Here is a 10,607-nt window from a genome sequence, read left to right on the forward strand (position 1 = left end):
CGGTGCCGGACTCCACGCCGACCGTGGCGGAACTCCTTGCTGCCGTGGGGCGTTCACCGTCCGCGGTCGCGGTGCACGACCGCGCCGCGTGGGTCGGGCTGTTCTCGGACGGCGCTCGGGTCAACGACCCGGTGGGCTCGCGGCCACACGTCGGCACGAAGGCGATCGAACGGTTCTACGACACGTTCATCGCCCCCAATTCGATCACATTCCATGTGAAGCGGGACGTGGTCTGCGGAATGACCGTGGTCCGCGACCTCGACCTCGAGACCCGGATGTCGACGGGAGTGGTGCTGACGGTGCCGATGCACCTGCGCTACGACCTGGTGGCGGAGTCGGGTGTCGTGGCCGTCGACGGGTTGTATGCGCACTGGGAACTGTCCGTGATGATCGCCCAGTTGGCCGCGGCGGGGTGGCGGGGCGCGGCGGCGTCGGTGAAGCTGGCACCGCAACTTCTCGCGAATCAGGGCGTTCTCGGTGTAACAGGTTTCGTGCGAGGCCTGCGGACCGTCGGGCGTCCGGGCAGGAATGCCGCCACCGGATTTCTGGTCGCCGTCCGGCGTCAGGACGCGGCCGCGATGTCGGAGAGGCTTGCTCCCGGTGCGGTTCTCGAGTTGTCGACGGGTGCCCGGCTCTCGCCCACTCACTTCGCGGACAGTCTCCGTGACCTGCAGTGGAGCAAGATGATCGTGGCGGGGCGTACCGTGACGGCATCCGTGCGCGCTGCCGGGTGGGAGGGTGTGGCCCTGCTGGAGTTCGCACACCGATCCCACGAGATCGCACGAGTGCGGATGTTCGTCGAGGCAGTCACCCCCTTCACAAAATGAAACAAGTTCTAGTACTGTCGGGGTCTCCTGGCCGATTGCCGACGCACGACGCTGCGTCGCCTGGCCACAACCGAACGGGGAGTCGTCGATGAAGGTTGCAGTAACCGGCGCCGCGGGATTCGTGGGCAACAATCTGCTGAATCTGCTGGTCGAGGCTGGGCACGAGGTGACCGCAATCGACCGCGTGCGTTCCCGGTACGCACCCGAATACGGGGTCACGTGGGTGAATGCCGACGTACTCGACGTCGAATCCATGAAGCGGGCGCTGGACGGCGCCGAGGTGGTCTACCACCTGGTCGCGATGATCACCCTCGCTCAGAAGGACGACCTCGCCTGGACCGTCAACACCAAGGGCGTGCGTACCGTCGCCGAAGCCGCTCTCGCAGTGGGTGTTCGGAGGATGGTGCATTGCAGTTCCGTGCACTCCTTCGATCAGAGCAATTGCGGCGGAACGCTCGACGAGAACTCACCCCGGTCCGTCGACGCGTCGATCCCGGTGTACGACAGGTCCAAATGGGCGGGCGAGATCGAACTCAGCGAAGTGGTCGAGGCCGGGCTCGATGCGGTGATCTGCAATCCCACCGGGGTGTACGGGCCCGTCGACTACGGACTGTCGCGGGTGAACGCATTGCTGCGCAACGCCGCTCGCGGCCGGGTTCCCGCGGCGGTGCAGGGCGGTTTCGACTTCGTCGACGTCCGCGACGTCGCCGCCGGACTGATCGCCGCCGGGGAAAAGGGCCGGACCGGTGAGAACTACCTGATCTCGGGGCACATGCTCGGCATGCACGATGCCGTGAGGAGGGCTGCGCGTGCGGCGGGTCGTCGGGGGCCGCTGTACTCGTTCCCACTCAGCGTCATCGAACGCGTGCTGCCGATCGCCGAACCGATCGGGGCCCGGTTCGGATCCGACGTTCTGTCACGGTCGGCGATGTCGGCGCTGCTCGCGGCGCCCGTCATCGACGGCTCCAAGGCGCGGTCCGAACTCGGCTACGTTCCGCGTCCCGCCGACGAGACGATCCGCGACTTCGTCGGCTTCCTGGTGACGTCCGGTCAGCTGAGCCGGGGAGGTCAGTTCTCCCCGGTCGCGTCCTCGTTGTAGTCGGACTCGGAAGCCTCGGCGGGCGCGATCAGCGCGGGGCCGGCGGCGCCGCCGTGAGCGAGGGCGTCGAGGAAGGACCTGGCCCACCGGTCGACGTCGTGTGCGAGGACCTGCCTGCGCAGGGCCCGCATGTGGCGTCGGCCGTCCTCCTTCGGCTGGCCCAGGGCCTGCTCCATCGCGTCCTTGACACTGTCGAGATCGTGCGGATTGCACAGGAACGCCTGACGGAGTTCGGCGGCCGCGCCGGTGAACTCGCTGAGCAGCAGTGCGCCGCCGAGATCACTGCGGCACGCCACGTACTCCTTGGCGACGAGGTTCATGCCGTCACGCAGCGGAGTCACCAGCATCACGTCGGCGGCGACGAAGAACGCGATCAGCTCCTCGCGGGGGATCGGCCGGTGCAGGTAGTGCACCACCGGCCTGCCGACCTCGCTGTACTCGCCGTTGATCCGCGACACCTTGCGTTCGATGTCGTCGCGCATCTGCACGTAGCTGTCGACCCGCTCGCGGCTCGGCGTGGCCAACTGCACCATCACCGTGTCGGCCGGGTCGATGCGCTGCTCGTCGAGCAACTCGTGCAGCGCGGCGAGGCGGACGTCGATGCCCTTCGTGTAATCGAGGCGGTCGACGCCGAGCATGATGTGTTTGGGATTGCCCAGTTCCTTGCGGATCTTCTTGGCGCGGTCCCGGATCGACTTGGATCGGGACTGTTCGTCCAGCTGCCCCGAATCGATGGAGATCGGAAACGCGCCGACGCGCACCGTGCGGAATCCCACCTGCACGACGCCGAGCTTGGAGCGCACGCCCACGTTGCCGCGGGACGTCTGCTGACCGGCGAGTTTGCGGGCCAGGTAGAGGAAGTTCTGGGCACCGCCCGGGAGGTGGAACCCGATCAGGTCGGCGCCGAGCAGGCCCTCGATGATCTCGGTGCGCCACGGCATCTGCATGAACAGTTCCACCGGCGGGAACGGAATGTGCAGGAAGAATCCGATGGTGAGGTCGGGGCGAAGCATGCGCAGCATCTTCGGAACGAGCTGCAGCTGATAGTCCTGGATCCATACCGTGGCGCCGTGCGCGGCCGCCTTCGACGTGGCCTCCGCGAAGCGCCGGTTGACCTCGACGTACGCGTTCCACCAGTCGCGGTTGTACTCGGGCTTGACGATGACGTCGTGGTACAGCGGCCAGAGGGTGGCGTTGGAGAAGCCCTCGTAGTAGTCGGCGATCTCCGCGGCGCTCAGCGGAACCGGGTAGAGCTCCAGGTCGTCCTCGACGACGGGATCGAGCTCGGCGTCCGCGACCCCCGCCCAGCCGACCCATGCGCCCTTGTTGCGGCGCAGGATCGGCTCGAGCGCGGTGACGAGGCCACCGGGGCTGCGCTTCCAGCGCGTGGTGCCGTCCGGAAGGCGTTCGAGGTCGACGGGGAGTCGGTTCGCGACGACGACGAAGTCGGCTTGCCCGGAAACAGGATCAGAAGTCGAGCGTGATGACGATGCTGACGATTCCGAACTGGCAGCCACGGGCTTCCTTCGCAGTCGAAGTGGATGAAATTCTCAGTCGAGCTTGCTGGTGGGTCCGATTCCGAGCATGGAGAGCAGCATCCTGCACTCGTCGGCATCTTCGGCGTATGCAGCGACAACGCGCTGCGCCTGGCGGGCGGTCTCGTCGGCTAGGGGTTCGAGATCCTCGTCCGCGATGTCGTTTTCGGCGGTCGTCTTCGCGGCCATCTTTGTCCTCTCGGGCTTGCTGCTGCGTCACGCGCAGTAGTTCGTATCGGCGACTCTATGAGAACCGGGCATGTCAACGCTAGTTGCCCATCGATTAGGGTTCATCTAGTTAGGGTCTGCTTACTTCGTTGGTGGGTGGGGAAGCGTCGGCGTTGGGAGTTACGCGCGTGAAGACTGGTGGCACCGCAATTCTGCGTCGCACGCTGGTGCGGAATCGTGTTCGGCTGGGGATCGGCACCGTGCTCGTCTGCCTGCATCAGGTGGCCGAGACACTGGTCCCGATCTCGATCGGTGTGATCGTCGACCGGGCCGTCGCGACCGGAGACGTGTTCGCTCTCGCGGTGTGGCTGTGCGCCCTGGCGCTGCTGTTCCTGGTGCTCACCGCGGCGTGGCGGTTCGGTGCGCGGTTCATCGTCGTGGCGATGCAGAACGAGGCCCACCAGCTGCGGATGGAGGTCGCGCACCGCATCCTCGACCCGCGGGGAGTGCGCACCGACCTGCGGGCCGGTGAGCTGCTGTCCGTGTCGACGTCGGACGCCGACCGCGCGGCCTGGATCGCGGACATCACACCGAGGGCCGCGGCGGCCCTCACCGCGGCGATCGGATCCGCCGTCGCCCTGCTGCTGATCGACGTTCCCCTCGGACTCGCCGTTCTGATCGGCACCCCCGTCATCCTCGGTCTCCTCCAACTCGCGGCGCCGCTGATCACCCGCCGGGCCACCGATCAGCAGGCCGCCGTCGCGCGGGCGTCCGCCATGGCCACCGACCTCGTGAGCGGGCTCCGGCCCCTGCGCGGGATCGGCGCAGAGGTGTCGGCGTCGCGGCGATACCGGACGGCCAGCCGCGACGCGCTCGGCGCCACCCTGCACACGGCGAAGAGTTCCGCCGTGTTCGCCGGGGTGTCGATGACCGTCAGCGCCCTCCTCGCCGTCGGTGTCGCGGGTGTCGCCGGCTGGTTCGCCCTCGAGGGACGCATCACCATCGGTGAACTGATCACCGTCGTCGGACTGTCCCAGTTCTTCATCGAACCGCTCGGCGTCCTGGCCGGCCTGCCCGGGTTCCTCGCCCTCGCCCGCGCGTCGGCGGACCGTCTCGCCCTGGTCCTGGACGCGGAACCCCTGCTGCCCGCCGGGTCCGGCCGGACACTCGACGGCAGCGAACTCAGCCTGAGCGGCGTGTCCTACCGGTCCCTGAGCGCGCTGGATCTCCGGGTCACCCCCGGCGAACTGCTCGGTGTCGTCGCGTACCGCCCGCAGGACGCGGAGGCGCTGGCCGCGCTGCTGTCCGGGCAGGTTCCGCCCGATCGGTACGACGGCGAACTGACGGTGGGCGGAGTGCGGTTGTCGGACGCGGATCTCGCGCAGGCCCGCCGGGCGCTGCTCGTCGAGCCGCACAACGGCGACCTATTCTCCGGAACCGTCGCGTCGAACGTGACCGCGGGCAGGCCCGGCGCCACGGCGTCCGAGGTGCAGGCGGCGCTCTCCGCGTCCGCGGCGGTGGACGTCGTCGAAGCACACCCCGAGGGCCTCGACCACGAGGTCGCCGACCGTGGGTCCTCGCTGTCCGGTGGTCAGCGGCAGCGGGTCGCCCTCGCGCGTGCACTGGTGGCGCAGTCGCCGGTGATGGTGCTGCACGATCCGACGACCGCGGTGGACGCGGTCACCGAACACACGATCGCGGGCGGCATCGCGGACCTGCGGCATCGCGACTCCGAGGACCGGCAGACGACGATCCTCATCACGAGCAGCCCCGCGCTGCTGTCCGTGACCGACCGCGTCGTCGTACTCGACGACGGAACGGTGGTCGGCGAGGGCACGCACTCGCAATTGGCGACCGAGAACGCGAACTACCGTCAGGCGGTCCTGCGATGAGTGAACTGCTGCCCATCGCGAACGCACGCGACACGTGGGCGTGGCTGAAGTTTGAACTGGGACGCCGCCGCGGCCGGAGCGTCGCCACCCTGCTGGTCGCCGCCGTCGCGGCCGGTATGGCGCTGGTCCCCGTCTACGTCTTCGGCGTCCTCGTCGACCGGGTGCAGGACGGTGCGCCGCCGTCCACCATCGGGTGGGTGGTCGCGGTGATCGCGTCCGCCGCCGTGATCGGCGGTGTGTGCGCCGGGTTCGCGTCGTTCCTGATCCGTAGCCTCGGCGAGGGAATCCTGGCGGATCTGCGCGAACGCACCGTCGACCGGGCGCTCCGGCTGCCGATCCAGACGGTCGAACGCGTCGGCAAGGGCGACCTGCTGTCGCGGGTCGGCGACGACGTCGCGGTGATCGGCAAGGCCGTCACCGACGTGGTCCCCAACCTCGTCACGGCTGTCCTGCTGGTGGTGCTGAGCATGGTCACGATGCTCGGCATCGACTGGCGGCTCGGGCTCGCAGGCATGGTCGCGCTGCCGATGTACGCGCTGGCGATGCGCTGGTACCTGCCGCGGTCCGCACCGGTGTACGCCGCCGAACGCGTGGCGATGGGAGAGCGTTCGCAGGCCCTGATCAGCAGCATGCAGGGTGCCCGGACGGTGCGCGCCTACGGTCTGGAAGACAGCCATCTGGCGCAGATCAACGGTGCGTCGGAAAAGGCCCGCGACCTGTCCGTCGGCGTCTTCGCACTGTTCACCCGGTTCGCTGGGCGCGGCAACCGGGCCGAGTTCGTGGGGCTCGCCACCATCCTCGCCGCCGGATTCGCGCTGGTGAACGCGGACATCGTCACCGTCGGCCAAACCACAACCGCGGCACTGCTCTTCCACCGGTTGTTCAATCCGATCGGCATGCTGATGTACACGTTCGACGAGGTGCAGTCGGCGGGTGCGAGCCTGGCCCGGCTCGTCGGCGTCGTCGACCTCGACGACGAGTCGGGCACCGGGACCGCCACCGTCCGGGAGGCCGCCGATTCGACGCTCGAACTCGCCGACGTCCGGCACACCTACGACGGCAGCCACGAAGTGGTGCACGGCATCAGCCTGCACGTGAAGTCCGGTGAACGTGTCGCCCTCGTCGGCTCGACCGGAGCGGGCAAGACGACGGTCGCGGCGATCGCGGCCGGTTCGATCGTCCCGACGTCCGGGTCGGTGCGCATCGGCGGCACCGCGCTGCCCGATCTGGAGCCGGGGGGTCTCCGCCGTCTGGTCGCCATCGTCAGCCAGGAAGTCCACGTGTTCGCCGGACCGCTGATCGACGACCTTCGGCTCGCCGCACCCGACGCCTCCGAGGAAGACGCGGCGATGGCACTGAAGGCCGTCGGCGCCGACGGCTGGGTGAACGCACTGGACGACGGCGTCCAGACCGTGGTCGGGGAGGGCGGCCACGAGCTGACCGCCGCCCAGGCACAGCAATTGGCTCTGGCGCGACTCGTCCTCGCGAACCCGTCGGTCGCGATCCTGGACGAGGCGACCGCCGAAGCCGGCAGCGCGGGTGCGCGGGAACTCGAGGCGTCGGCCGAGGCCGCGACCCGTGGTCGCACGACGCTGGTGGTGGCCCACCGGTTGACGCAGGCGGCCGCCGCCGATCGGGTCGTCGTCCTCGAACACGGCCGGATCGTCGAGCAGGGTCCACATGCCGATCTCGTCGCCGCGGGTGGGCGCTACGCCGAACTCTGGTCGGCGTGGGAGGGGCGGTAGGGCGTTCCGCCCCGTGCGCCTTTCTGGTAGCTCCCGCTACCAGAAAGGCGCACGGGCGTCAGCTGAGGTAGCCGCCGCCGTGGGGGAAGAATTCGGTGCCGGCGAGTTCGGTGCCGTCGTCGAGCCGGACGCGCTGGATCTTGAGGCCCTTGTTCTGACCCGTGCGAGCGTCGGGCCCGGCGACGATGACCATTCCGTCGCCTTCGTGGATGAAGACACGCCCGGGCGTTCCACCGTAATTTCCTTCGGACACGGCGGCCTTCAGAACCCGGACACGCTGTCCCTTGTAATGGGTGAAGGCGTTCGGGTACGGGTCGGACTGCGCGCGGACGAGTCGTTCGATCGCGTCGGCGGGCCACGTCCAGTCGATGAGGCTGTCCTCGGGGGCACGCTTGTGGAAGAACGTGGCCTGCGAGCGGTCCTGCGGCGTCCAGTCCGTGCGACCGGACGCGATCAGCTCGAGTGCGTCGAGGGTGATCGGGCCGATCATGTCGACGGTGCGGTGGAACAGATCGGTGACGGTGTCCGTCGGCCCGACGGGCGTCGACCTCTGCAAAACGATGTCGCCGGCGTCGAGTTCCTCGTCCATCAGGTGCGCGGTGAGGCCTACTTCTTCCTCACCGTTGATGAGCGCCCAGATGAGCGGGGAGAATCCTGTGTACTTGGGCAGGAGCGAGTCGTGAATATTGAGGGTGCCGTAGCGGGGAGAGTCAAAGACGTCCCGTGGCAGCCAGGTGCGCCAGTTGTTGGCGACGACGATGTCGGGGTCGGCCTGCTTCAGCGCGGACTTGAAGTTTTCGTCCGGCTTGGTGGCGATGTGCACGGGCACCCCGTGCTCGGTGGCCAGGTCGGCGACGGAGTCCGCCCACATCTGTTCGTAGACGTGGTCGCTCTTGGGGTGGGTGATCGCGAGGACGACCTCATGGTCGGACTGGAGCAGGGCCTGCAGGGTACGGTGACCCCAGGTTTGATATCCGAGTGTGGCGACTCTCAACGCGGTCCTCCTGGACGAGCTTGTCGGTCAGCGCCGCATGCAAGCGGCAGCCAAGCCAGCTTAGGCTATCCAATCTAAAACGGTGAGACCGCCCATGGAAGGAAGGCAACATGACGATCGCCACGATCAACGGGATCCCCCTGAATTACCAGGTCAAGGGATCCGGCGATTTAGTGGTGCTCATCATGGGAACCGGCAGCCCGGGACGGGTGTGGGATCTGCATCAGACCCCTGCGCTCATCGACGCCGGCTACCGCGTCTGCACGTTCGACAACCGAGGCATCGCGCCGTCCGGTGAGAGCGTCGACGGGATCACCATGGACGACCTCGTCGCCGACACTGCGGGACTGATCGAGCACCTCGGCGGCGGACCGGCCCGTGTCGTCGGCACCTCGATGGGTGCCCGCGTCGCGCAGGAACTGGCCCTGACCCGGCCCGACCTCGTGCACAAGGCGGCGTTCCTCGCCGGTCACGCCCGCATGGACTACTTCCAGCAAACCCTCACCGAGGGCGAGCGCGCCCTCCACGACAGTGGTGTCGAACTCCCGGCCAAGTACCGGGCCGCGGTGACTGCCGTGATGAATCTGTCGCCCGCGTCGCTCGTCGACCCGCACACGGCCCGCGACTGGCTCGACCTGTTCGAGTTCAGCGGCGGCCGGACGTCGGACGGCGTGCGCGCGCAGATGGAGATGGACCGCAGCTTCGATCGCAGGCAGGCCTACCGGGCCATCACGACACCGTGCCTGTCCATCGGGTTCGCCGACGACAGAATGATCCCGCCGTATCTCTCGCGTGAGGTGGCCGAGGCGATCCCGTCGGCCCGGTACTACGAGATCCCCGACGTGGGGCACTACGGCTACCTCGAACAGCCCGAAGTGGTGAACAAGGTGCTGCTCGAGTTCCTCGCCAACTGACAATTCCGAGCGGCTGCGGCGATCACGGTGACGGCGAGGTTCTGATGGCGTTGGGTATTCCGCGCCTCGGGGTGGGCATCGTCCGGTACGACGTCGTGAACGGGGCCTTGTGGTGGGATGAAAAGGCCGCCGCCATCTTCGAGGACGACGGTTCCCGGCCACCGCTCGAATTGTGGCGGGAGCGGGTCCATTCCGAAGACATCGGCGCGGTGCGTCGCATGTTCGGTGACACCGCCGGGTCCGTCGGCGCGGAATGCGTGTTCCGCATCGTGCTGGCGGATCGGTCGACCCGGTACATCCTCACCCGCAGCATCGACGTCACCACCGATGCGTCCGGTGCCCCTGTCGAGCTGACGGGAGTGGTCATCGAACTCGGACACGTGGCTGGCCGGGACGTGCAGCTCGCGTCGTTGCTCGACCGGGTGGGCCTGGGGTTCATGGCGCTCGACGAGGACCTGCGGATCATCTACGTCAATTCCGGCTGCCTGCGGCACGTGCGGCGGTCGCGGGACGAACTGCTCGGCCGTGTCGTCACCGAGGTTCTTCCCGAAACGCAGGGCAGCTACTTCGACGCACTGTGCCGCAAGGTTCTCGCCACCGGCCGCGAGCAGCAGACCCGGGTGGACTCGCTGTACTCGCCGGGGATGACGATCGAGGTGACCGCCGCAGCCGATTCCGGCGCGCTGGTCGTGCATTTCCGGGACGTCACCGCGGAGGTCACCGCTCAGCAGCAGGCGGAGGAGGCGCACGCGCTTCTTCTGCACGCTGCCACGCACGACAGTCTCACCGGACTGCTCAATCGCGCCGCTATCACGGAGCATCTGCAGCGTCTGTTCGAGCGTGGCGCGGGACCTGCTGTCGCGTTGTTCCTCGACGTCGACGGTTTCAAGGACGTCAACGACACCCGTGGGCATCGCGTCGGAGATCGCATCCTGCAGGGGGTGTCCGAGCATTTGCGCCTCGCGATGCGCGCGCCGGCCGCGGTCGGCAGGCTCGGCGGCGACGAGTTCGTCGCCATCCTTCCCGACGTCGACGAATACGACGTCGACGACGTGGTCACCCGGATGCTCGCGTCGATCACGACACCGATCGACGTCGGCGACGAACTCCTCGTCGTGACCCTCAGCGTGGGGATGGCGCGCAGCACGTCGGCGCGCACGGTCGACGAACTGCTCCATCATGCGGACATCGCCCTCTACGCCGCCAAGCGTCGCGGTGGGAACACGGCGGTCTGGCACCACTAGGTTGCTGGGCGGCTGCCCCCGGCGGTCGCCGCCACCACCAGCGTGCCGAACCCGCAAACGCGCGGTATGTTTACGCGGTCGAAGGCGACGTCGGGACCGCTTCGGCGGGGTGAATGCCGGCGGCGGTGCGGGGGACACGCGTTCGTGGTGATTGAACTCGAATTGCCGCTGTGATAACTGGCACCTGTG

Annotated in this window: 9 protein-coding genes; 6 read left to right on the top strand and 3 right to left on the bottom strand. The window is 68.1% G+C overall.

What is annotated here, in order from left to right; genetic code table 11:
* Positions 1-2 precede the first annotated feature (2 nt).
* Together QM693_RS20785 and QM693_RS20790 are read left to right on the top strand one after the other, a co-directional pair.
* The gene (locus QM693_RS20785; RefSeq protein WP_283353322.1) at positions 3-827 is read left to right on the top strand and encodes a nuclear transport factor 2 family protein; all 825 of its coding nucleotides are present in this window, start codon (positions 3-5) and stop codon (positions 825-827) included.
* A gap of 88 nt (positions 828-915) precedes the next feature.
* On the top strand, positions 916-1,926 hold the full coding sequence (locus tag QM693_RS20790) for an NAD-dependent epimerase/dehydratase family protein (protein ID WP_283330558.1): 1,011 nt from the start codon (positions 916-918) through the stop codon (positions 1,924-1,926).
* Here the strand turns inward: QM693_RS20790 and QM693_RS20795 are convergent.
* Both QM693_RS20795 and QM693_RS20800 read right to left on the bottom strand, forming a co-directional pair.
* Positions 1,896-3,443 (bottom strand): alpha,alpha-trehalose-phosphate synthase (UDP-forming), encoded by a 1,548-nt coding sequence (locus QM693_RS20795; RefSeq protein ID WP_105412841.1) that lies wholly within the window; start codon positions 3,441-3,443, stop codon positions 1,896-1,898. The two genes, QM693_RS20790 and QM693_RS20795, sit on opposite strands and share 31 nt — an antisense overlap.
* Before the next feature lie 33 nt (positions 3,444-3,476).
* Positions 3,477-3,650: a hypothetical protein gene (locus tag QM693_RS20800; RefSeq protein ID WP_005262874.1), complete on the bottom strand. Its 174-nt coding sequence runs from the start codon at positions 3,648-3,650 to the stop codon at positions 3,477-3,479.
* Between the two features lie 167 nt (positions 3,651-3,817).
* Here QM693_RS20800 and QM693_RS20805 point away from each other — a divergent pair, with 167 nt between their 5' ends.
* Together QM693_RS20805 and QM693_RS20810 are read left to right on the top strand one after the other, a co-directional pair.
* Positions 3,818-5,521, top strand: a complete 1,704-nt coding sequence (locus tag QM693_RS20805) for an ABC transporter ATP-binding protein (protein ID WP_283353323.1) — start codon at positions 3,818-3,820, stop codon at positions 5,519-5,521.
* Positions 5,518-7,266 (top strand): ABC transporter ATP-binding protein, encoded by a 1,749-nt coding sequence (locus QM693_RS20810; protein WP_283353324.1) that lies wholly within the window; start codon positions 5,518-5,520, stop codon positions 7,264-7,266. The genes QM693_RS20805 and QM693_RS20810 overlap by 4 nt, the downstream gene beginning before the upstream one ends.
* Positions 7,267-7,324: 58 nt before the next feature.
* Here the strand turns inward: QM693_RS20810 and QM693_RS20815 are convergent, their stop codons facing one another.
* The gene (locus QM693_RS20815; protein ID WP_105412844.1) at positions 7,325-8,260 is read right to left on the bottom strand and encodes a methionyl-tRNA formyltransferase; all 936 of its coding nucleotides are present in this window, start codon (positions 8,258-8,260) and stop codon (positions 7,325-7,327) included.
* A 110-nt stretch (positions 8,261-8,370) separates the two neighbouring features.
* On the opposite strand from QM693_RS20815, the gene QM693_RS20820 reads away from it, so the two are divergent.
* Positions 8,371-9,174: an alpha/beta fold hydrolase gene (locus QM693_RS20820; protein ID WP_105412845.1), complete on the top strand. Its 804-nt coding sequence runs from the start codon at positions 8,371-8,373 to the stop codon at positions 9,172-9,174.
* A 44-nt stretch (positions 9,175-9,218) separates the two neighbouring features.
* Positions 9,219-10,418, top strand: a complete 1,200-nt coding sequence (locus QM693_RS20825) for a sensor domain-containing diguanylate cyclase (RefSeq protein WP_280778845.1) — start codon at positions 9,219-9,221, stop codon at positions 10,416-10,418.
* The last annotated feature ends 189 nt before the right edge of the window (positions 10,419-10,607 follow it).

This window comes from Rhodococcus sp. IEGM 1305 (assembly GCF_030058635.1).
Taxonomy (GTDB): Bacteria; Actinomycetota; Actinomycetes; order Mycobacteriales; family Mycobacteriaceae; genus Rhodococcus_F; species Rhodococcus_F opacus_D.

Excerpts from the sequence above, each read along its gene's own strand:
- QM693_RS20790 (WP_283330558.1), top strand. The coding sequence starts at position 916 with ATGAAGGTTGCAGTAACCGGCGCCGCGGGATTCGTGGGCAACAATCTG.
- QM693_RS20825 (WP_280778845.1), top strand. The coding sequence starts at position 9,219 with ATGGCGTTGGGTATTCCGCGCCTCGGGGTGGGCATCGTCCGGTACGAC.
- QM693_RS20810 (WP_283353324.1), top strand. The coding sequence starts at position 5,518 with ATGAGTGAACTGCTGCCCATCGCGAACGCACGCGACACGTGGGCGTGG.
- QM693_RS20820 (WP_105412845.1), top strand. The coding sequence starts at position 8,371 with ATGACGATCGCCACGATCAACGGGATCCCCCTGAATTACCAGGTCAAG.
- QM693_RS20800 (WP_005262874.1), bottom strand. The coding sequence starts at position 3,650 with ATGGCCGCGAAGACGACCGCCGAAAACGACATCGCGGACGAGGATCTC.